Here is a 24,150-nt window from a genome sequence, read left to right as displayed (position 1 = left end):
CCTCTTGGTCTCGTCAGCTTGATGACCGGTCAGCTCGACTATCGTCGCAACGCCGCGGTCCTTCCCCCTTGCGCCGGTTCACATGGCTAACGAAATAGTCATGAGCAGGAATTTCGCGCAGCAGCGCACGAAGGACCGCAGCATCGTGCGGTGAGCATACAGCGGCTCGCTACCACGCGGTCTTCCAGGAGCAGTCCATGACGGCCTTGTCCATCCTCGACTTTGTCCGCGTCACCGAGGACACCGACGCACGCGGCGCGCTCGACAATGCCCGCGATCTCGCGGCCCATGCGGAAAAATGGGGCTATCGCCGCATCTGGGTGGCGGAGCACCACAACATGCCGGGCGTTGCCAGCGCCGCGACGTCAATCGTGATTGCCCATATCGCTGCGGGGACGAAGACGATCCGGGTCGGCGCCGGGGGAATCATGCTGCCAAACCATGCTCCTTACGTCATCGCGGAACAGTTCGGGACATTGGCGCGCTTGTTCCCGGGCCGCATCGACCTTGGCCTCGGCCGTGCGCCGGGCACCGACCAGATCACCCTGCGGGCGTTGCGCCGATCGCCTGAGGCGGCCGACCATTTCCCGCAGGACGTGCTTGAATTACAGGCCTTCTTTGCGCCCGCCAGTCCGAACCAGCGGATCGTCGCGGTACCGGCGGCGGGGACGGAGGTGCCGCTATGGATTCTCGGATCGAGCCATTTCGGCGCAATGCTGGCGGCGGAACTCGGTCTGCCCTACGCCTTTGCCTCGCATTTTGCGCCCGAACTACTGATCTCTGCGCTGGAAATCTACCGCAGCTGCTTCAAACCCTCTGAACAACTTGCCCGGCCCTATGTGATGGTCGGCGTCAACATTATCGCCGCGGAGAGTGACACGGCGGCGCGCCGGTTGGCCACAACGCAGCAGATGTCTTTCACGAATATCTTCCGCGGCGCGCGCGGCCTGAGCCAGCCACCAATCGACGACATCGAGACTTATTGGTCACCCTTGGAAAAGGCGCAGGCGATGAAGATGCTGGCCCGTTCGATCATCGGGTCGCCTGATACGGTGCGTTCGGGCATCGCCGCGCTCGTTGCGGAGACCGGCGCCGACGAACTCATGATCGTCTCCGATGTCTACGATCATGCCACGCGGTTGCGTTCCTTCGAACTCATCGCGGATGCCGGCCGCCTTGCTGCCGAACAGCCGGCCTTCTCTAGCGAGACCATCTGAGCAAGCACCTCGGCAAGCAGCCATTTTGCCCGAAGACCTCACCGTCAGCGCTCTCGCAAAAGCGCTACCGCCTTTGTGAGCGGAGCAAGAGATGGCATTCCGAGCGTCATCCGATGGTTTAAGATCCGCGCTGCGCCAATAATCGGGCATCTTCCGCGGACGCATGTCGGCTAGCATTATCCGCAAATGAACTTCGCCAGGCGCCACGTTGGTTACGATGGGGACATTTGCGCTCGCGCGGGCCCGAGGCAATCGTCATCCCAATTAGGGCCCGTAAAGCGTCGGCCGATCAGCTCTAGGGCGGATTCGCCGCTCCCATGTCACGCGATGACTATCTTCTCTTCCTCGAATCCGAGCCGCTTCAGGACGTTCCTCGTATCGACGATTGCCGGTGCAGATTTCACAAGCATATGCCAATCGACATTGTCATGGTCTGCGATGATTACCGCAATATCATAGGCCGCGATTATCGAAGGCGTCAGATGAATTGACCTTAGCCCGGCAAGGCGGCTGTGGTCCCGCGTTGGAGGGATCGCAAGCACATGCGGGTCATGAAATTCGACTTCCGCACCGCGCTCCTTTAACAGCTGCATGATGGTGAGCGCAGGACTCTCGCGCACATCGCCAATGTTCTTTTTATACGCCACACCCACAATCAATATGCGCGCGCATGACAGGGATTTTCGAGTGCGGCCATTGAGAACGTTGGCAATGCGGTCGATCACCCACCGCGGCATATCGGCATTGATCTCTCCAGCCAATTCGATGAACTTCGTATTGACGCCATAAGCGCGGGCTTTCCAAGAGAGATAAAATGGGTCGATTGGAATGCAATGGCCGCCAAGGCCCGGGCCAGGATAGAAGGGCATGAAACCGAACGGCTTTGTCTTCGCCGCTTCTATGACTTCAAAAATATCAACGCCCATCCGGAAGTAGACCATCTTCAACTCGTTGACGAGCGCGATATTGACGGCACGAAATACATTTTCGGAGATCTTCACGGCTTCAGCCGTCTCGAGCGACGAGACGGGAACGACGCGATCGGCAATTGAACCGTAAAGGGCGAGCGCGAGCCGAAGTGCTTCCGGCCCATCGGCGCCAACAACCTTCGGAATGGAATGGGTCGTGAAATCGAGATTGCCTGGGTCTTCGCGTTCCGGCGAATATGCGAGATAAAAGTCCCGTACCGATCGCAGGCCGCTTTTCTCGAGAATTGGGCGGCAGATCTTCGACGTGGTTCCCGGATAGGTCGTCGATTCGAGCGAGATCAATTGCCCCGGGCGAAGCGCTTTGGCGATCGCTTCCATTGTGCCTTCGACAAAAGTGAGGTCGGGCTCGCGATGTTGGCCGAGCGGCGTCGGGACACAGACGATGATCGCATCGGGCTCCGAAAGCCGCGAAAATTCATCCGTCGCTTCAAATAATCTGGCACGGATCGCCGCTTTGATTTCATCCGCCGGTATGTGTTTTAACGGCGTCTTCCCAGCGTTCAGTTCAACCACACACCCGGAATTGATATCAAAGCCTACGACGCGAAATCCCTTCTTCGCTGCCGCCAGGGCCAGCGGCAGACCGACATAACCCAATCCGACAATCCCGATCACAGCGTCCCGGGAGCGGATCTTCTCCAATAAGCCTGCCAGATTCGGTCCTTCGGCCAACAAGTCTGCCCTCCTTCTGGCCCGTCACGATCATCGACCAAGCCACGTCACCGCGTCACTGAAGAATCCTGATGCAGACTTGTGCGCCATTGGTCCGCCAGAGATATTCGAACCTCCGATCATATCGGCGCGTCCAGTCAATCAATGCGCGATGTTCCTCATCCGACTCCTGCATCACATATTCGTCGAACATTATGATCGTCTCGGGCACGATGAGCGCATTGATATTGTCGAACACATCCATGGTCGATGTGTAGAGATCGGCATCCATGTGAATGAAGGCGAGCGGCTTCGGATAGTCAGCTACGAACGGCGGCGCTGTATCCTTGAACCAGCCGCGATGCACGACGCAGGTTTCGGGGTCGAACCGCGGTATATCGGCCTCACGGAGTCTAAACGCGCCCGCTGGCAGGACACCTGTCCACTCGGTCGGTAGACCTTCGAAACTGTCGAAGAGATGAAGCTTCCGTCCGCTCGTCAAAAACGATTCCAGGAAACGCGCGGAGCGGCCGCGGTAGACGCCAAATTGCGCAAAATCGCCGGGCAACCTGATTTCCGCAACCGCATAATAGAGGCCGATGATACATCGAGCGTAGGATCGATCATTCGCGTCCCATAGGGCGGGTAAGTGAACGCGCCTGAGACCTTGCCAGATGGCATGGCCCGACTGCGCGTCTTTTCCGGCAACCTCCGCGCGCGCACTGCAAACGGCCGGGATGCCATTTAAATCACGAGTGATATCGGTATCCATTCGGATGTCCTCCGCAAGCGAGCCAAGCCTTTACACTTGCGCCACAACGACGCCGTTCGCCTCATATCGTCCTATGGACAGATATTTGAATCCCTGCCGGCGGACTTCGTCCGGGGCGTAGATGTTGCGCAGATCGACGAGGACCGGCTCGCTCAGCAGCGATTTGACGCGGCCGAGATCGAGCGCGCGGAACTCGTCCCATTCGGTGACGATGACCAGCGCCGCGGCATCCTTGCAGCAGGCATAGGGGTCGCTGCAGTAATTGAGATTATCGAGATAATGGCGCGCCTGCTCCATGCCCTCGGGATCGAAGGCGTTGACCTTGGCGCCGGCGTCCTGCAGCGCGGTGATGACCGAGATGGCCGGCGAATCGCGCATGTCGTCGGTGTTCGGCTTGAAGGTCAGCCCCAGCACCGCGATCGCCTTGTTGCGCACCGAGCCGCCGCAGGCGGAGAGCACCTTGCGGGCCATGGCGCGCTTGCGCTGATCGTTGACCGCGGCGACCGTCTCGACGATGCGGACCGGCGTGCCGTAATCCTGCGCCGTCTTGATCAGCGCCTGGGTGTCCTTGGGGAAGCACGAACCGCCGTAGCCGGGCCCCGCATGCAGGAATTTCGCGCCGATGCGGTTGTCGAGGCCGATGCCGCGAGCGATATCCTGGACATTGGCGCCGACCTCTTCGCACAGGCTCGCGATCTCGTTGATGAAGGTGATCTTGGTGGCGAGAAAGGCATTGGCCGCGTATTTGGTGAGTTCCGAGGTGCGCCGGTTGGTGATGAGAATCGGCGCCTGATTGAGATAGAGCGGCCGGTAGACTTCGCGCATCACCGCCTCGGCGCGCTGATCCTCCAGGCCGAGGACGATGCGGTCCGGCCGCTTGAAATCGGAGATTGCCGCGCCCTCGCGCAGGAATTCGGGGTTGGAGACGACGGCGAAATCGGCGTCCGGCCGCGCCTCGCGGATGATCCGCTCGACTTCGTCGCCGGTGCCGACCGGCACGGTGGATTTGGTCACGATCACCGTGAAACCCTCGATCGCCGCGGCGATCTCGCGCGCCGCCTGATAGACATAGGTGAGGTCGGCATGGCCATCGCCGCGCCGCGACGGCGTGCCGACGGCGATGAAGACCGCCTGCGCGCCGCGCACCGCCGAGAGATCGTCGGCAAAGGTCAGCCGGTTCTGCCGCACATTGGTCATCACCAGTTCGGCAAGGCCCGGCTCGTAGATCGGCATCTTGCCGGCCTTCAGCGCCTCGATCTTCCCGGCATCCTTGTCGATGCAGCAGACCTTGTGCCCGAAGTCCGCAAAACAGGCGCCCGAAACGAGGCCCACATAACCAGAGCCAACCATCGCGATCTGCATTTTCCGCTCCTAAAGCGTCAAACTGACAAAAGTTGACATCGCCGGCTTGCTTTCGACTGCGATGCCCTCATTCGCCTGCGGCACGCATTTCCTCGGGCTCGCGATAATAGTCTCGATACCATTCGACGAATGTCGCGACGCCGTCGCGCAGCTTGACAGACGGCGTAAAGCCGGTGAGCTCCTGCAACAATGCCGGCGATGCCCAAGTCGCGGGAACGTCGCCAGGCTGCATGTCGAGCATTTTTCTTTCGACCGGAATCCCGACACTCGACTCGACCGCGTCGATGAGGTCAGTCAGCTCGACCGACGTTCCACCACCGATATTGACGACCCTGTAAGGCGCAACCGGCGACAGAGAATCCTGCGCGTCGATGGGCTCGCCCTCCACAGGAATGCACGGCAAGAGACGCACGATGGATTCGACGATGTCCCCAACATAGGTGAAGTCGCGCTTCATGAAGCCATGATTGAAAACCTCGATTGGCTTTCGTTCGATCGTATTCTTGACGAATTTAAACAAGGCCATGTCTGGACGGCCCCATGGACCATAGACCGTAAAAAAGCGCATCGCGGTGATCGGAACGCGCCAGATATGCGCCGAAGAATGCGCCATATCCTCAGTCGCTTTTTTCGTGGCAGCATAAAGAGTAAGTGGATGATCCGTACGATCGGTCTCGGAAAAGGGCATCTTAAAGTTGGCCCCATAGACCGAACTCGTCGAGGCCAGAAGTACGTGCTTTGGCTGAAGCTTGCGCGCCAACTCCAATATGTTGAAGGTGCCGACGAGATTTGCGTCAACATAGGCGCGGGGGTTCTCAAGACTGTAACGTACGCCTGCCTGCGCAGCGAGGTGAATGATCACATCGAACTTGTCGTCTCCAATGGCTCTTTCGAGCGCATTCGCATCTTCGAGCATCACAATATGAGCGGTAAAGCGTGAGCTTTCCGACAACAGGATATTATGACGCTTGCGCTTCAGCGATACGTCGTAATAAGGCGTGAGGCCATCGATCCCAACGACGACATGCTTCTCTGAAAGCAGACGGCGCGCCAGGTGAAAACCGATGAAACCTGCCGTTCCGGTGATCAATATGCGCACAGGCCACCTCGCCGCGTAACGATGGCGCGCAAGCACATCAGACGAACGCACTGGACGGCGTGGTATTTGGCTCTAGGATATGCGAAGGCAAGCGAGTTTCGTTGCCGCATTCCAATATAGGTGGCGGAATGTCGCGCGCGGAGGCCAAAGCTCACCAATAAGGATGATACAATGCCCGGGAAATTATCGACCCTGATTGGAGCACTGCTTCTTGGCATCGTTACTCCAGCGGTCGCGCTGGCCCAAGAAGTCAACTCGCCAGCGGCACGACACAACCAGAACACCGGAATTACCCCCCTCTCCGGAGCCACCGCGCCGCTTGCGGCTTTTCCTGGCGGCGCGCCGCCCCAGCAAGGGCCCGTCTCCAACATGGGATCGACGATTGGATCGACGATCGGGCAGCCGATAGGAAACGCGCCTAGCACGAACGACTCCAATAGCAATTGATTGAGTTGCAGACTGCGCGTCCATTGATTGGAAGCCTGCGCAACACACCGGGGCACGCTCTTTCGTGACGCGACCTCTTTCCTCGATCGGCGCGCTTCGCTGTCGAGAGGAGAGCGAAATATAGATTTCGCTGACGAAAAACTGTTTGTTTGCCGCACTATTCTGCCCCGCTGTAAACAATCTTTGCAGAGGCCGCGCGCATGGTGGTCACACCAAGTAACGCGCGTCTGCCTTCGCCGAACACGTCGCAACAACAGCCGCGACATGTCGGGCGTTAAATTCTATCAACCTCCCTGGTCGTGTTTATTTCTGGATGCCGAAGTGATGCAGAGTTTCGCGCGCCTGGTCACGAAAGCGCATGGCAATGACGTGATCTGGAATCCGTGCGAGAACCTCATCCGCAACTTTGACGACTTGCTCCCGACCGTCGGCGTTGTGGCCCGCATAGCGCGCCAGACGCTTCCATGTCGCTTCGCTGTCCGGCTGCAACGCAGCTAACCTTCCGTAATACTCCGCCGCGGTCGAAAAGTTCCGCTTGTCGGCTTGGTATCGTCCGAGAAGTTTCAGAGCACGTTTGTTGGCCGGCTCGAGATCATGGAGGATCTTCGCGAATGCCGCTGAACGCTCATCGACATGAAGGCCTGCATCGTCGCGAATTTTCTCCCGTAAACTGCGACGTATCCGCGCTTCGATCGCGTGAAGTGCGTCTGGATCGAAGTTCCACTTTCGCAGTCCTTGCGCGATAGGGGCTGCTTGTTCGATCTGACCGGCATCGACGAGTTCGCGCGCCTGTCTGACCAGTTTACGGCTGATCGATTTTCCGGCGCTCTTGAGAACCTCGTCCTCACCGACATATTCGATAGCATCATGGAGTGTCCCAAGTTGGGACGTCTGCGGCGGCATTTTCTTCACGAGACGCACAACGCGGAACCACGCGTCGGGGTCGCGCGTCAATCGACCGATCAGCACCCAGCAACTCGCGGCCTTGTCAATGTCATCGCTCTTCTCGTAGGCGATCGCCAATTTGCGCAGCAGCCCCGGATGCACCGGATCGATATTGCGGGCTGTTTCCAGAAGCGCTATTCCCGCAGCGGCGTCGCCGGCGACCATTATGTTTCCACCTTGCTTGATCAGGGCAGATGTCACCTTTTGAAGCTTTGCCTTGGCGCGCTCGTTATCTTTTTCCAGCGATATCAGCGCGGCCCATGCACGGCCTTCGCGCTCCAATTCATTTTGCTCATGGGCTGTCTTGATATTACGGTTAAGGCCGTGGACAATCGTGGAAACGAGTTCCGGCTCGAGGTCGCCCTCGCTTCTACTGACGACGCGCGCGGCAGTTTCCCATTTTTTGCTCGAGACAAGAAAAGGGACAAACCGCGACGCGGCGGATGGATCGATATCGCTTAAACGGCCGATCGCCGCCTCCGCCTCATCGGTAATCTTCAGCTTGGAAAGCGCTTCGGCACGGATGAATAATGCCTGCGCATTCGTTCCGTCGTGCCCGATCGCCTTAGCGGCGCAATTCGACGCATCGGCATAGAGCCTTAACTTTAAAGAGATCGCTGCAGCGCCAAGGAGCGCGTCAAGGTCGTTCGGCCGAAGGACGAGCGCTTTGCGCCAGGCGGCGAGCGCATCGTCAAGCTGCTTGAAACGGCGAAAAGTGTCTGCGGCCCAGGCGACGTTTTCGTAAGACTCGGGTTCAGTCAGCAGATGACGCGCGAGAGCAAGTCGATCGGCTTCGTCGAGTCGCGAGCCGAGCTTGAGCCGAAGCTGATGCGCCTCGGTCAGCGCCGGATTGGATGCGATGGCAAGCGCGACTTCGTCGAGTGCGACGCGGAGATCGCCCTTACCGAACGCGGACCTTGCATTTGCCAAGCTTTGCAATGCCTCGGACCGCGGATCTATCTGGCTCGCGCCAACAGGCCGCGTTTCCTTGGCCTTGGCGCTACGTTCTTTGAGAGGGGTGCTCAATCTTTTCCGTGCCACCAATAAACTCCTGACGACGACACATCAACGGATGTCGTGGGCTAAGGGATCGCAGAGTGAAGTTGTCGACGAAGCAGCTCCGTGAGCGCTCGTCGATATAAGAAGAGCGATGTTTCGGGCATTTTCCGGTCGCCTTGACCTAAACGAGACGCATCTTTCGAACGACTCAAAACACGCACATGAATCATTTTGCTTCATCAATACAAACTTCCGATGTCGCTCGTTGCGATTTTAATTTTCGCAGATGCAAGTTCCAGACTAGACAGGTGTGGATTCGCGTTCATCGCGGCGCTGCGCGCTTGATTCTATTTTTCACGCATTTTCCTGCAGCACATCAAACATCCGATTCGCAATTTTACCGATCCGTCTCGTCACGCTGTCAAAGCCAATACGTTGCATTGCTCAGCTAAAGATCGCGATGCGTTAGCAAGCAGTACGAATCAAATTCTATGCGTCATGCCGGTGGCACGAAAATGAACGCCAGCCGATCTATTCACATGCACGCTGCTCAATTGCACAGCGAACGAAACAGCGCGGACACATCACACGTCGGCGTTTACTGTTTGGTGTTCCACCAAAGGGGATAAGCGATAAAGGCTTAGAGTCCGCTTGATCATCGAATCAACACTGAACGATCCTCTGACGAGTTCGCTGCCAGCGTGCCGCGCATGATGTAGCCATTCCGGATGGTCGAGACACCAGTTCACGCGCTCTGCAAGCGACAAGGCATCGGCATCAGGAATTGCCCATCCGGTTACGCCCTGCTCCAGGACTTCACGAACGCCGCCGACATCCGCGGAAACGACGGGAATCCCAAGGCATTGAGCTTCAAGCAGCACATTGGGCATGCCCTCCTTACGTGAGGCCAGGAGGAAAAGATCCATCGCCCGATACCAGGGCGCAATAGGCGATTGCACGCCGGCAAGGTGAACGCGCCCCTCAATGCCGAGATCCGTGGCCCGTTCGATAACTTCCCTGCGCATTGTGCCATCGCCGCAGATCACAAAATGCGCGTTGGAGAATCGCTTCGCGATCAGGGCGGCCGCCTCCACCCAAAGAATGGGGCGTTTTTCTCCCGACAGACGGAATACCCCGCCGATGATGATTGCATTGGACGGAATTTTAAGGCGTTTGCGGATTTCTTCGGGAGCCAGGAGATCCCTGTCATGATCGAGACGCGCAACGTCGAGTCCGTTGCGAACAACCTCTATGTTTCCGGGCGCAAGGCCAAGCCACTGCTCGTAATCCGTCGCTCCCGTTTGGCTGTTGTTCGAAAGAACAATTCCTTCCGTGTTGAGGAAGCAGCTATAAGCCCGGTGCATGTACCGCTTGAGCCGGCGATAGGGATTGTCTGGTCGCGTATTGCGCGTGGAAATGACGATTCGCGGGACCCCCGCGAGTATTGCGGCAAGAGTTCCCCCCATGGATGCAAAATCCTGCCACGTATGCACAACCTCGGGACGGCGTTCTTCGAAATCGATCAGCCAAGTTGCCGTAGCGACCGCTAAATCCTCCGGGAGGAGACGCAATAGCCTGATATGAGGCTCTATGCGTGGATGCGAGGCGAAATAACCCAGCTCTGCCGCGGGGCTCCGTGTGACAACGATCCCCGAATCCCGCAGCGTGCTGAGATAAAAATCATTACGGGCACCGCGCCTCAGAGATAAAGTATGAAAGGAGACGCTTTCCACCTCCGCATCGAGCCGCGAAAGACAACTCGCCGTTAATGTCGCCTGACGCTCGGCGCCGCCGGCCGCGAGATTGGTCGAAACAATCGCGACCCGGCCGGGAACGCAGGGCGTCTGCCGGTAAAACCGACGCCGCTGCGTGATATGCGAGATTCCATCCTCCGGAATTTTTATTTCGCATGTCTCGCCAGCATCCCCGATCTCGAGGACTTCGCGGATTTGATCAATCTGCCGGAATTCCTCATCGAGCGAGTTTTGGCACGACGCCTTGCCAGCAAGAGCGCGAAGAACACTATCGGCATCGCTTACGCGTCCCTGCCGCAGATAGAAACGGCCGAGCTCGCGCCGTGCCTCAAGCCGCCCGTCGGTATCAAGGCGCGTGTCGCTCAACATGGATTCGGCTTCGTCGTCAAGCAATGCGCGCTCCGCAGCGCGAGCAAGGACAGAAAGCGACTTCGGTTCGCTGCCGTAGCGATCGCGCGCGGCGGCCAGGGTCTCGCGCGCGTCCCCGATCTGCTCCAGGCGGGCGAGGCAATAGATCAGCTCCCCCCAAGCCGCGAGACTATGCGGCGAGACGCGAATCGCCTCCCGCAGCGTCGCTACAGCTTCGTCGCCGCGGCCGCTTTGCCGAAGTGCGACCGAAAGCCCACGGTAAAGCTTCTCATTTGTCGCATCTTCCCGGAGCGCGCCTCGATATTCGAAGATCGCTCGCTCGTAATTCCCGGCCTTGCGATAGCAGCCGGCAATTTCCTGAAACGCTTGCCGTCGATCATTATTGGCGTAAACCACTTCCCGCCAGATGTTTATCGCCTCATCCCACTTTCGTTCATTGGCCAAAAGGCGCGCCAAGCGCGATAGCAATCGCGGCTCTTCCGGCAGATTTTTTAAGCCGGCACGCAAAGCGCCCTCCGCGGCCTTGATTTTCCGCACGCCCACGAAAAAATCCGCCAGCAGCACATAAATCCAATATTGGGCGGGGTAAGCGTTTTGTATCTCTCTGAGGAAACGAAGCGCTTCGATCGGGCGCCCTTGCTCCGACAGGAAGGATACTAGGCGGCGGCAAAAATCCCTGTTCCTCGTCAAAAGGAACAATGCGCGATATAAAACCGCTGCTTCCGCGATTTTTCCTTTTTCCGCCAAGTGGTCCGCGAACCCGAGATGCTGCTCGGTATCAAGCTCGCCGAGTGACGCGCGTGCTTCGGCCGCAGACGCAAGCACCGCATCCAGCAGCTCGTGCGCATAAATCCCAAGCGCATTGATCGACGGCTTTTTCTTGCGCGCCGACGCGGCGAAGCGAGCCAGATCGCCAACCGCTCTTCTTTTCTTCGGTTCGCCCGGCCTTTTCTTCTCTTCCTGAACCTTGGCAGAAACGCCAATCTGGCGCTTGGGGAGTCGCTGCCTCGCTTTTTTCGGAGGAGCTTCTTTGATCTCGGGCGACGCTATCTCTGATAGATCCCGCGCGATCTTATAACGTGCGGTCATATCCAATTCCGCGACATCCGTAAGCGTGCTTTGTGCAAGCGTGCGGATTTCGGCGGGGATCGCGTCGACCGAAGGCGAGAGACCTGCATGCGCCGCACGCATTTCGGCGCGCGCGAGCCAGTTTGATGCGTTTGGATTGTCCGGCGAGAAGATCGCCGCCTTCCGAAATGCAAAAATTGCGGTTCCTATATCGCGCTGCTCGAAATGGATGCGGCCAAGATAGTACCAGGCGCCGCCGTTATGCGGCGCTGTTCGCAGAAGTTCTCGAAATTCGCGCCCAGCCTGGGAGTAAAGTCCTTTTTGATAGGCGTCCTTTCCGCGTCGATAAAGCAACGACACATCCGCGCCGGATCTCTCGTGTTTCGGGGCGTCGCGAACACGTGGATTGCCCATATTTCCCTCAAAAAATCCGCAGGATATCTTCTCATTGATGCGCGCTCCGTCAGATCGTTCAGTTCACGTAGCGCCACACACCTTCCGCAAGCCTGAGATTCTCCGCGCCGTATTTGAAATAGGCGCTCAGTTCCGCGAAATAGGCATCGCGCCACCGCGCAAGGAAGCTTTCCTGCGTCTCGTCCTCTCCTGGCGAAGGCAGATGCGAGTGGCCGAAATGGATGGTTCCGTCCTTCCAATAGGAACAGGCGAAAATCGAAGGAACACGTTTGCGATAGACAAGCGCGGGAGCAAAATCCGAATAGCCCACCGAGACACCTTCCCAGGAGACGCGGGGAGACGCGGGGCTCATGGCCGCATCGACCGTCATCAGCACCGCCATGCCCTTGTTGAGCGCCGAGACGATCTCCTTGGCGACATCGAGTTCCGTCTTGTCGCAGGTGGAAATAAGCCGCGATGAATAGGCTGCTGCGGAGATCCGCGGCATCTGCGCAACAACCTTGAACGGCACGCCACCGGCGTACATCATGATCGGACCCGCATACATCGGGCCGATATGCGCGCCCGCGACCAGCGCGCCTTTTTTCGCATCGAGCAATTGCAGAAGCGGCTTAACTTCCTCGCGCGTGTTGGGGAGGAAGTCGAGTATTTCTCCGACCCGCTCCGGCCGGCACTCCAGCCAATCGAGGATCGCGCGATCGGCCCGGAAGCCCCAGCGCGCCTTCTCTTCCCACGCAGCCTGGCCCTCCGCGGGTGGCGCACCGGCCAGACGACAGGTCGTATTCCAAGCCCAATCGATGCGGGCTTCCGGGATCTTGTCCTCCTCCTGAAGTTCAGGAAGATTCTGGAGATGCGAACGGAAATCCGTCGCGAGTCGCGCGCTGCGCAATTCGATCAGGTCGGAATAAAGCGATGCGGCTTCGTCTTCGCGCCCTGCGTGCAGCAAAGCTGCGGTCGCCTGCCGACGCCAGTTCTTCGTGACGCCAAGATCATCGTTCCGACTTAACAGGACGTCTGCCGCTTCCTGATAGCGGCGCGAAAACCTAAGCGCACGCGCCAGAAGAAAAATGTTGCGGCCTCCGGGCGCGAGATCGACCACCTCCTTCAATATTTCGGCCGCATCCTCGAAGCGCCCCAAGCCGAGCTTGAGCCTTCCGAGGATTTTCAACACCGCCGGATCGTCAGGCTCCAAATCGCGCGCGGCTTCAAGCTGCTCAACGGCGCGCTCAAACGATTCGCCTGACAAGATAAGCGCTTGCGCCAAAGCCAAATGTAACCGGGCGGAGACGTGACCGGCGTCAATCGTCTGACGACAAATCGTGATCGCATCCTGAAATCGCTTCAGCCGGATAAAATAGCGCGCCGCGAGCAGAGCGCGTGATGCGGTCAGCGTACCCGAGCCGGCCATATGAAAAATGATCTCTGCCGCCGCCGCATCGCCGGCCCGCGCCAGCGCCAGCATGCTCAACTCCAACAGCCGCGGATTCTCATAACAGCGTTTTACATAACGCCGCGCCAAGGCCGCCGCTTCGTCGGCCATGCCCGCCCGCAAGCACAGGCTGATGCATTCCGCAGCGAGCTTCAAATCCTCTGGCTTGAGGCGCACCACAGCTTCGATCTGGTCACGCGCCGATAGGGCCTCGTGCAGTGAAAGATGCGCCTGCGCTTTGATCAGATGGAGATCTGACGAAAGCTCGCCAAGTCCCGTTGCCTTTTCCGCGAAAATGATCGCCAGTCGCGGAAGCGAAAACTCCATCGCAGATTTTGCTGCCGTAACGGCCAGGTCTGACGGAAGCGTCGCCCATTGCTCCATTTCACTCAAAAGATCGCTGACGAGAGGATCTTTCTCGCGAGTCAGTGCTAGCAAGCATTGTTTTGCAAGCTGCGGCATACGCGGTGCGTGACTGACATATTGGCGCGCAAGTTGAGCCGCCTGTGCGAAGGCAGCGATCCCGATCTGAGCGCGGATGCGCCGGCAGGCAATATCCACGTCGTCCGGACGTAACCGGCCGGCGGTTTCAAGCTCGAGCGCTCCTTCCTGCGGGCGACCGCTACGAATAAGAAAATTCCCGAACAGGGCGATATCCTCCGCCGACTTCGGTTCCGCTCCGGCGAGAAACCCAGCGAGGCGGACAGCGTCGCCGAGACGCCCGCCACGTGCCGCGGCTTGGACAGCAAGCTGGCGAAAGAGCTTGCGCTGCGCGGGATCTACCAAAACATCGTGCGATAAATCCTCCAAGGCTTCGTCGACCCGCCCCAGATTGGCCAAAGCGATCGCCCGGTGCAGCCGTTTGAGCGCAGTGCTTTCGGACCCGCGACCGCGACCGACATGAGTCAACAGCTCGGTCCACATGCCGGCCCGCAAAAGCTCGGCTTGTGTCAACGGTTGCTCCGCCTGCTTCCGGTATGGTCCCACCGCCAGTTGTTCCACGTCATCACCGCACTAAAATTTCGGAAGGCTGACGCTCCAGTACCTTATTGCCATCCGCGAGGGCGCCCGCGGCACCGTTTCCGGCCACGCCAAACCGGCGCTGCAAACGCTCAAACAAGATGATTTCATTCGGTGTTGTCGGCCGCACGAGCGCAAAATTTGCCTCGGCATCTCCGACTCGACCCAAAGCATCAAGCGTTTGAATATAAAAAATACGCGCAGTCGCATCTTCGGGCGTCAGCTTCACCGCCTGCTGAAGATAGACAAGCGCGGTCGCGAAATCCCTGTGCATATGAAACCAGCGGCCAGTCAGCGTGCGCGTGCGGCCTGCCTTTTTAGGCACCGCGGCGCACCAGCGTTCGGTCACATCCTTCAGCAATTCGCCGTCTCCGGCCGCTTTCGCGGCGCCTACGAGATTGTCCCAAACGCCGTGCAAACGTTGCTCTGGCGTAGCGAAAGAATCGAGTCGTTCATAGGCTCCGCGCGCTTTGCCGAGCTTCAGCATAAGCTTCGCCCCCGCAATAACCACTTGCAGATCCTCATCCGCATTCGGCGCGCGATCGAGCACGGCGAGCGCGCCGGCATAATCGTCCTTGGACGTCAGATAATCCGCATATTCAAACGCGAACTCGACGGACTCCTCCGCGAGCTTTCCATATCGTCTGAAAAAAGCTTCGGCCTCACCGGAGTCCGATTCGCGAATTTTGCGAGCCCATTCGACGGCCATCAGGACGCCGCCCTCGCTGATCTCGCGCTGATAACGCGCCCCGATGGCGTCATCGTCGACAAAAGCCTCAAACAGGCGGCTCACATTGAGGGCAACGATCGCATCCGTGACATGAACCATGTCGTCGCGCCACGCGACGGCTCGAGCGGACAACGTCACCGATTCATAACTTGGGAAATAAGTGACGAAATCGCTTCGCGCGGCAGCAGCTTCGGCGGCAGCGCGAAGCACCGATTTGGAATAGGTATTCGCCACCATCACATCCTGCTCGCGGTGCGTCGCGGTGAGCGGGACCGGCGAGATCGTCAGAAGAACCGCGACGTCCTTGTGACCATGCGCCTTGATGAGCCGCAGCGCTCCTTCGAGATAATGATAAACTTCCTCGTAGGATAGAACATGCAGACGGAACCGCTCAGGCTCGCGCTTCACGACGCTGGGCCTCGGCGGGGCATTCAAATAATAAGATGACTTGGTATCGAACCAGACTTCGATCAGGCCGAGAGTCATGATGACGACCCGACAACCGCGAACGGTGCGATAAGCTTCCGTAATCGCCCGGCGCCGCGCAAGCACCCAATCCCAATTTTCCGCGCGAATCGACGGGACGATATGCATGTCGGCGAATTTGCCTGGCAGCACTTCGACGAAATGCTCCTCCGGCACGAAAGGCCTTTCGCCCAGCGCCCACGCAAACTCATTATAGATAGAGGGGGTCCCGAAATTGTTGACGATCCCCGATTCCATGTTGCGGAACTCGGGCTTCTTCAACAAGTGCCGCATCGGCACTTCGAAGCCGCACTTCATCAATTCGACTTCGACATTCCGGGCGAAGCAGGATCCGACGGTGAAGATCGCTTCGCCGCGCCGCAGACGGAAGGGCGCCTTGAAAAACGGCTTCGCAACGGGCTCGACGCGGTTGGCCCTGGATCGCTCCGGCCAAGTCGCGAAGGGGTTTGCCTTCCTCGTCTCGACAGCTTCCGCAGCTGAAATGTCAAATAGCGGCATTGCCCTTCCCCGCTTATCCGGCCCTGCTTCCAATCATTCCGCCGCCTCGGCTTGCCGCGGTCGATTTATCTCGAACGGCAGAGCCTGGATCTGATAACTTTCGATATCCAGCGCGAACGCTTGCACGCCGCCGTCTCTCTCGCCGGCCGCGGCAAAGCCAAGTCGCGGATATAGATCGGCAACCATTCCATTTTTGGGCGAACGGCGATAAAGACCGATCAAGGTCTTTGCCCCACGATCGCGGACCGCGCGGACGATCTCCGCTACAATCGCCTCCTCGACCTTACGTCCGAGGACTCGGCAGCTCATCGCCCAAAGATCGATTTGCCAGGTCGCCGCTTCGATTTCGCGGCAGATCAGCACCGCGATCATGCCGAAATCCCCGAACTTGTCGGCGATCCGAACCTGCAAGCCGTAAACCTTCGGATCGGACTCCAAGGCCGCGACCTCATCCGAGGTATAACGCAAGCCTGTCAGGTTGAATTGATTGGTCTTGTTGATCAGCTGGGTTGTCCGCTCGCGACCTTGCCTGTCAATCTGAGCAAACGAAATCACCATTTCCAACGCGGTGAGATATTCCCCGATATTGCGCGATTTCGCCATGACTTCCTCGCGCTTGGCGTTCGATTCCATCGACGCAACGCGCAGGCGATCCTCGGCGGAGAAACTCGTGGTCTCAAAATAGCCGGCGGCCAGCAGGTAACGAGGAAACCAGCCGGGATCATCGGGCAACTCGGGTACGGCAACATCCGGCAGAGCGGCACGCATCCCTGCCCGTTCGGCAGGATTATCATCCAGGAGCACCAGCGCATCGATGCCGATATTCAGCGCCTTGGCGATTGCTTCGAGATTGCTTGCCTTATCGATCCAATTCGCCTGAAAGACCGAAATATCGGATTCCTTCAGCAGCATATCCTTATGTTCGTTGAACGGACGCCGAGCGACGATGTCATCGTTCTTCGATGCTATTGCCAGGAAAACCCCGCGCGCACGCAAGTCGAGCGCCATCTGCTGCACAGCGAGGAATGCTTCGCCCTTTGCGCTTCCCTGGCCGAGGTGAATGCCATCCAGCCCGTCGTCACCGATGACGCCGCCCCATAGCGTGTTATCGAGATCGAGAACCAGACATTTGCGCGAACGTCCGCGGATTGCGCCCAGCAGGCGCCCGAGCATGTCAGAATAGATCGGGTGAACATCAGCGTGGAAGGGCAGCTTGTAAGCACCCCATTGCACCGGATCGAACCAATAATCCGTGCCTACACGCTCTGCCAAAGCGCTGGTATCGAGCAGGTAGATGCTCGAGTCCGAGGCAATATCGATAAGCCCGTCGTTATAGGCATTTATCATGCTTCTAATCGTGCCCGACTGGCGCCGGTCGAAATTGCCAAAGAGCGGGTCGGGCGGAATGGGAATCGTCTCAATGATCGCCGCCGCATGGCCGTTCTCGCGGATTGCGAGAACGATGTTGCGTATCTGGGCAAGAGCGAGATCGACACGCTCCTTTGGTGATTCGGAGAAAAGCGGCTTGTCGAGATTAAGCCAGCGGTGATCGACGCGTACGAGGACAGCGTCCAGACGTTGCTTATTAAGTGCGGAGGACGGATCCAACGCGTCCTGGACAACCTGCCCATAAGCACCATGCGAAATTGCCAAGGATATGCCATGGCGCACGGCGGCGGCCGGCAGACAATCGCAGAGGATGTCGATCGTGGCGCTGCTGAGAATGCCGAGATGAAACGGCATCAATGGCGTGAGATCATCACCGGCGTCCCGCCGGCTTCCAAGCACGCGCGTGAAGTTGGCGGATTGCGCAGTGTCCAAGGCATGTGCCGCAAGAAATTTTATCTCCGCAGGCGCAGCGCCTTCCTTACGCATGGACTTACACCGCGCGGCGAAATCCGTGGGCGCTGTCGGCAGCCAAGGCATACGCACCAAAAATGGCGTCATCGTCATCTCCGAGGCACACTTGCTCATCAAGAGCGCAGAGTCATTTGCCCGCGATGCGGCGCTTTCACGCAGCCGACGCTTCCTCAGTTAGGCCGAGATAAGCAGCGAGCGTCAGACGAATCATCTCGTCGTAAGAAAATTTTTGACGCGCCCAAGCGGCGCATTTGCGCGAGCGCTCCTGCCGCGCAACGCCCTCTCCGAGCCACGCAAGGACCGCATCAGCCGCAGCCTTGACGTCGACCGGATCGCTGGAGCCAAGCAAAGTGCCCGTGACCCCTTCGTCGATCGCTTCGGCCACGCCGCCTGCGGGCGTCGCGACCACGGGAACGCCTGCAAGCTGCGCTTCGATCAATGCATTCGGTAAACCCTCATGGCGTGATAACAGCAGGAATACATCCATGTGCGAAAGCCAGAAACCGACATCTCCCGAGCTTCCGGTAAAGATCACACGATCGGCTAAACCCAGCGCGCGCGCGTGACGAACTGCCGCGTCCAGTAAGGGTCCATCGCCGACGAGCACAAATCGAACGGCATCGTTCCGCGCAGCAATCTCGCGCGCGACATCCAGCCACAGCAATGGCCGCTTGTTCTCATCGAACCGAAACACGGAGCCGATGAGCGATGCCCGCTCTCCGTCGCCACCCAAAGACCGCGACAATGCGGAAGTCGTCGGCTCTGTCGCGGCAACGCTCAGGTCACGCACTCCGTTCTTGACAATATGAACGGAACCTCGCTCAAGCCCGAGCCATTCCTCATATCGTGATGCGACTACATGAGAATTTGAGAGAAGTGACGTATTTGGCTGCTGAAGCAGCGCGCGATAGACTTCTGCGTATTCCGGCTTCGCGCGATGCGGCCGGTCGCAGGGGGGAACGCTCCGCACACTGACGACTATGCGCGGAACACCGGCGGCCACGGCCGCCAGGCTTGTTGCTAAGGCAGAACCATCCTGCCAGATGTGAACGACATCCGGTTTTGTCCGCGCGAGGACATCTGTAAGGCGCACCACCCCCTCCTGCATTCGTGAGGGCAAATGCGTAAGGAGCGGAAGAAGTTCCCGCACATGCGAATTAGCGAGACCGTGACTTTCGTCAAATTTGAAATATTCGTCGACAGCGACTCCAGAGCCGATCAAATCCCGAAGAAAAAAATCTGCACCGGCACGACTAGAAATCGACCGGCAGATGACCGACACAGGGCCAACAATTTTCCGGCCGCCGAACATCACACCTAGAGATGCGGCTTCGTGCAACCCGATCGCGGTATAGACAAGCTGTCGCTCAGAACCGCCAGCGCCGAGACTTCCGTTGACGAGGACAATGCCGCCTAATGTGCGATTGCCGTCCCGCAGATCCGGCGCACGCATTACGGCGGCACTGGCAAAGGCTAATTCTATCAGCTCTGCGCGACTCAAGACCACGACGGCTGTGTCACCCGACAAGAGCCTCGCGGCGCTCTGACTTTCATCGATTCTATCGAGAAGACTACCGATTTTCCGGCTCATGCCGAAACGATCGCGTGCCGACTGCAACACAACGGCGGCGCGAGATAATTGTGCTTTGGATATGTAAAGCCGTCCGAGTTCGACCAATACTTCTTCCGTCGCGTTCGGGTGCTCAGCTACCATTCTGAACGCATTTTCCGCGCCATCATGATCCTTCAATTCCAGCAGGCAGCGTCCAAAATGCAGCAGCGCTGAGGGTTGCGGCGGCGGATATGGAAACTTTAATTCAAAAAACTCTCTGCCTGCTTCCAATCCTTCCAGCCGAATCTTCCACCGTAGAACCCGCACGAATGCTATCTCGGATTGCGGGAATCGCGCGGCGATGCCCTTCCAGATCACATAGGCATCCGGATTCTGGACGCGGTCGAACACCCGTGCAACGTAATGCTGAAAAGGCTCGTCCTCCGGATTTGCTGCGACCATAGGAAGCAGCTTTTCGAGCGCCCCGGCGACATCTTTCGTGCCTTGGACTGCATTGGCGATAGCGCGGGCTTCGCCAATTTCTTGAGCATGTGATTTGCGCGAGATACTTATAATCGTTCCCACGCCATTTATTGTACGCGTAACGATGTCATCGCTCTCCATTGCAGCGCTCGCGCCAGGCAATTGCGTGACTGGATGGGACAGGCGCCGTCTTCTGACGGCGCCGTTCGAGACAGCAAAGATGCGCGAAGGCGCGGCTCACGCGGCCGACCTGCTGGAGGCCGATACGACCTTGGCGATATGCGCCAACTGGATGTGCGCCTTCGCGCGCTCAAGTAACTGCGCGGCTTTTGGAAAATCAGGCTTTTTGGCGAGAAGCCGCTCATAGAGCTTTGCCGCATCCTCGAACCTCCGGCTTTGCAGAGACAGACGCGCGGCGGTCGAAAGGGCGAGAGCGTTGCTCTCATCGATCTGCAGCAGCAAATTGGCGAGATATGAAGCTGTAGTGTCATCGCCAGCTTTGCGGGCATCTCGCAACTTTCGCGTCAGACGCACGACTATGGAGGCAGGAAGGCGCCCGATATCTTCTTCACTTGTCTGAGCTTTTGCGAGCGCGTTAAACTTCTCGGCCGCGGCTGCGGGATCGTCATCTATGAGATCTTGCTTGATCTTCGCGATAACGCGACGTCGCAGCACTTTCACGGCATTATCGTCAGACCCGTCAAGGCCTGCGACGTGCAGGCGGACGAGCGCTTTAGCTTCATCGCCGGCTTGAACCGCAGCTTTGGTGAGTCTCAACGGGATCGCTTTGTTTGCCGGCTCCATATTCAAAAGGCGCGCCCAGAGTGCGAACGCCCGGCTCGCATTGCTCTTTTGCTCGGCCACTACGACAAGCCGTTTTGCTGCGGCGATATTCTCTGGGTCGATCGATAGCACTGTCTCCCAGGCATCGACATAGGCATCGAGGCCGCGCACAGTGGTCAAGGACTTTGCACGTTGCACAGCGGCGGCAAGCGCTTCCGAAAGCTTCCTTTTGAGCGCGACGTTTTCCGGCGAAAGCTTCGCCCCAAGGCACCAGAGTTCGGCAGCCTTCCTTGCATCGCCCTTTTGGCTTGCCAACGCACCCGACTTCAACAGAACAGTTGCCGTTTGTTCCGCAACTTCATGGCGTTCGGGCGTGTGTTCTTTCAACTGGAGGAGCAGAAGTGCAGCGTCGGATGCTTTATCCTTGCGCAGCAGAGTCTTCGCTGCTGTCAAGACGAGTCCAGGCTCTTCGGATACGAGATGCAGAGCGGCATCGGAGACAACTGCCCAGTCTTCGGTCTTCAGAGCTGCCTTCAGGCGAAGCTTTTGTACGCCGGAGAGATCGGTTGGCAGGCTGTCGGCAAGTTTTAGCACGGCTTTCAAATCGCCTTCGCGCCACGCGCTCTTGAGCTTGCGCAATGATTCAACAAGGTTTGTCATCGTCACTCCTGAGCGTAGAGGTCATAGCACGACGCCCGAAAGGTGATGAAAACGACTCGCGCATATCACCTCGCTCGTGCTGATCATCAATGATCATACGCCACAAAATAATTATTTGAAGCGCGTTCAATGATCGATGTCGTTTCTCGCGCGAACATCGGGTCTAACAAATTTCATATTCCTTCCTTAACTCAATATTCCTAACTTCGATTCATCGTTCAGACATCGCTGCATGCAACATCGGTATTCGATCGCGCGCTATTGCCGCGCTTATGACGACCTGCATGCTTCGTGAACGCCGATCGCGCTAGCACATTTTTTGCTCCCTCGATTTGTGACTCGCAATTTGCGAATCGAAAGCGAAGGACGATCATCGTGAGGGTGAGCATTTGAACGAAACTCAAGCGTGGCCAAGCGAGGCGTCCCTTCTTTCAGCTAAGCCAAACCTTGAGATCTCATGGCGAGAAGAATGTTCGTATCTTCTTGCGCAAGCGCGCACAGCTTCCGACGCCCGCGCTCTGCTACGACGGGCGCACAACATTTCTCAGACTTATCCGGACGAGTTGGAAGCACAGGTGTTCTACGGGACCTTGCTCAACATTTCCGGTCTTCGCGCCGAAGTTTTTGAAACCTGGGTCCGAATTCACGAACGTTTTCCTGATTCGTCCGTAGCTCTCGAGAATAGAATTCTCTGGCTCGCCAGACGCCAAGGCTTCGATGAAGCGCGCGGCTTGATAGAGACGCATCGGCCGCTCGGAGCCCTGTCGCTTGACCATCTTCTGGAACGCGCGAACCTCCTATTCAGAATTCGCGACTTTGCGCAGGCCAACGCAACTTTTGAGGAAGCGGCCCGACGATTTCCCGACGAAGCGCGCGTGAGGCTTCTCTTCGCGACGAGATTGAAACAGCAAGGCCGGGCGGTGCAGGCCCGCGAATGCCTTGAGCCAATGCTCGCGCTGCCGTCGCCGCACAAGACCGCGGCGGCTGTAGCCGAGCAATTGGACATCGCCCTTTCCACCATGAAGAGCCTTGCGCCACGCCGGCTGGAGAACGGGGAAAATTCGCTCGCGGTTGCCGTTGCGTGCCTGCTGTCGAAGTTCCAGCACCGAAAGCCGCGCGCGCTCCCGGGTAATCGTGTCGGCGCAACCGCCCTCATCACCGGAAGCCTTGCGCCCGGCGGCGCGGAACGCCAGCTCGTGAAAACCGCAAAATTGCTTTCAGAGGCGATGACCACGGGAACTGAGGTCCGCGGTATAACGATCAGCGGCCCCATACATGTTGTCGTCAGGTCTCTGGCGCGGGAGGAGGATCGCGATTTCTTCCTCCATGAATTCGGAGACCAGCCGGTTCGTGTTTGGGAAGCGGATGAAATGACAGCCGCCCGGCTCACGCTGGACGATGTGCCAGATCCTGACGTGCTCAGTCTCCTGCCGCTTGTCAGCGCTCCCATCGGGTACGGGATCGCCCGTCTCGTCGCCTGGTTTCGCCGCGAGAAGATCGACGTCGCCTACATTTGGCAGGACGGGGCCATACTCTTGGCCGCGGTCGCGGCTCTACTCGCCGGCGTGCCGCGCATCGTCCTCGGCCTGCGGGGGATGCCGCCGAATTTGCGCGTCCATCGTCTGCGTCCGGAATATCAGGATCTTTATAAGGGGCTTATCTCTATTCCCGGCGTGACCCTGGTCAGCAATACCGAGGCGGCGGCGACAGCCTATTGCGACTGGCTGGGATACTCGCCAGCTCGCTTCCAGGTCGTTCACAACGGCTTGTCTCTGTTAGACAGCGAGCCCGGCCCTGGTGAGTTCGAACAATGGGAGGCTTTTGACCGCCGCACCGCCGGCGCTGCCCAAACAATCGGCGGCGTATTCCGAATGGACAGCGACAAGCGCCCGCTTATGTGGATCGATTTCGCGCGCGAATATCTCAAATCTCACCCAACCGCGCGATTTATAGTCATCGGTAAAGGCTTGCTCTGGGCGCAGGTCAAGCAACGCGCGTCGGAATATGGCCTCGCCGACCGCATCCTTTTCGTCGGGCGCTCCGGCGCGATCGGCTTTTGGCTCAGCCACATGGATTCGTTTCTTTTGTTGTCTCGCTTCGAGGGTGTCCCAAATGTGCTCATAGAAGCACAGCTCGCCGGTCTCGGCGTCGTGTCGACGCCGGCAGGCGGATCAAGCGAGACCTTCGTGGAAGGCGTAACGGGTTTGTCGACCGGCACGGTCGAGCATCTCGATATGCAGGCCGTCGGTGCCAAGGTCGACAATGTCATCGCGATGTCCCGCGCGCGGCCGGATTTCTCCGCTATGACCCGCCGCATAGCGGAAAGAAATTTTTCTCCGGCAGCTATGCTGGAACGGACGGCCGTGATTCTCGCCGGAGCCGATCCTGCGGTTCTGCAAGCGCCAATCCGAAATATATCTTTCCGGTCCGCATGGAACGACAGCGTCCCGCTTGCGAAAAAATTCGTTCGTTTCGTGCAATCCGGCGCGCGTTCGCGCTTTGAACGTCAAAGATCGGCGCAAGGCAGCCAGAACTGAGGTCGCATAGACGCCGTAGCAGCAGG

13 protein-coding genes are annotated in these 24,150 nt (G+C 58.4%); 2 read left to right on the top strand and 11 right to left on the bottom strand.

The features are described 5' to 3' along the window. Positions 1-197 precede the first annotated feature (197 nt). Positions 198-1,217: an LLM class flavin-dependent oxidoreductase gene (locus CWB41_RS07310; RefSeq protein WP_115834897.1), complete on the top strand. Its 1,020-nt coding sequence runs from the start codon at positions 198-200 to the stop codon at positions 1,215-1,217. Between the two features lie 320 nt (positions 1,218-1,537). Here the strand turns inward: CWB41_RS07310 and CWB41_RS07305 are convergent, their stop codons facing one another. From CWB41_RS07305 to CWB41_RS07255, 11 genes are all read right to left on the bottom strand, one after another. Then, on the bottom strand, positions 1,538-2,878 hold the full coding sequence (locus CWB41_RS07305) for a nucleotide sugar dehydrogenase (RefSeq protein ID WP_115834898.1): 1,341 nt from the start codon (positions 2,876-2,878) through the stop codon (positions 1,538-1,540). Positions 2,879-2,933: 55 nt separating this feature from the next. Then, complete coding sequence (locus CWB41_RS07300; RefSeq protein ID WP_115834899.1) at positions 2,934-3,629, bottom strand: TylF/MycF/NovP-related O-methyltransferase; 696 nt, start codon at positions 3,627-3,629, stop codon at positions 2,934-2,936. Between the two features lie 30 nt (positions 3,630-3,659). Then, the gene (locus tag CWB41_RS07295) at positions 3,660-4,991 is read right to left on the bottom strand and encodes a UDP-glucose dehydrogenase family protein (RefSeq protein ID WP_115834900.1); all 1,332 of its coding nucleotides are present in this window, start codon (positions 4,989-4,991) and stop codon (positions 3,660-3,662) included. Positions 4,992-5,058: 67 nt separating this feature from the next. Continuing rightward, entirely contained in the window at positions 5,059-6,090 is a 1,032-nt protein-coding gene (locus tag CWB41_RS07290) for an NAD-dependent epimerase/dehydratase family protein (RefSeq protein ID WP_115834901.1), read from the bottom strand. Between the two features lie 750 nt (positions 6,091-6,840). Continuing rightward, complete coding sequence (locus CWB41_RS16140; RefSeq protein WP_165204119.1) at positions 6,841-8,523, bottom strand: tetratricopeptide repeat protein; 1,683 nt, start codon at positions 8,521-8,523, stop codon at positions 6,841-6,843. Positions 8,524-9,065: 542 nt separating this feature from the next. Further along, entirely contained in the window at positions 9,066-12,086 is a 3,021-nt protein-coding gene (locus CWB41_RS07280; protein ID WP_115834903.1) for a glycosyltransferase, read from the bottom strand. 58 nt (positions 12,087-12,144) lie between these two features. Further along, positions 12,145-14,469: a tetratricopeptide repeat protein gene (locus CWB41_RS07275; protein ID WP_129396435.1), complete on the bottom strand. Its 2,325-nt coding sequence runs from the start codon at positions 14,467-14,469 to the stop codon at positions 12,145-12,147. A 52-nt stretch (positions 14,470-14,521) separates the two neighbouring features. Next, a complete protein-coding gene (locus tag CWB41_RS07270; protein ID WP_115834905.1) occupies positions 14,522-16,249 on the bottom strand; it encodes a GSCFA domain-containing protein in 1,728 nt (575 codons plus the stop codon). A gap of 33 nt (positions 16,250-16,282) precedes the next feature. Next, positions 16,283-18,196: an HAD-IIIC family phosphatase gene (locus CWB41_RS07265; RefSeq protein ID WP_165204116.1), complete on the bottom strand. Its 1,914-nt coding sequence runs from the start codon at positions 18,194-18,196 to the stop codon at positions 16,283-16,285. A gap of 64 nt (positions 18,197-18,260) precedes the next feature. Further along, on the bottom strand, positions 18,261-20,285 hold the full coding sequence (locus CWB41_RS07260; RefSeq protein ID WP_115834907.1) for a glycosyltransferase: 2,025 nt from the start codon (positions 20,283-20,285) through the stop codon (positions 18,261-18,263). Between the two features lie 96 nt (positions 20,286-20,381). Then, positions 20,382-21,587, bottom strand: a complete 1,206-nt coding sequence (locus CWB41_RS07255) for a tetratricopeptide repeat protein (protein ID WP_129396434.1) — start codon at positions 21,585-21,587, stop codon at positions 20,382-20,384. A 575-nt stretch (positions 21,588-22,162) separates the two neighbouring features. Between CWB41_RS07255 and CWB41_RS07250 the strand changes: the two genes are divergently transcribed. Continuing rightward, entirely contained in the window at positions 22,163-24,124 is a 1,962-nt protein-coding gene (locus tag CWB41_RS07250) for a glycosyltransferase (protein ID WP_129396433.1), read from the top strand. Positions 24,125-24,150 lie beyond the last annotated feature (26 nt).

Source organism: Methylovirgula ligni (genome assembly GCF_004135935.1).
GTDB lineage: Bacteria > Pseudomonadota > Alphaproteobacteria > Rhizobiales > Beijerinckiaceae > Methylovirgula > Methylovirgula ligni.
Note: the sequence above shows the minus strand (reverse complement) of the source record. Positions and strands in the feature narration are given on the sequence as shown.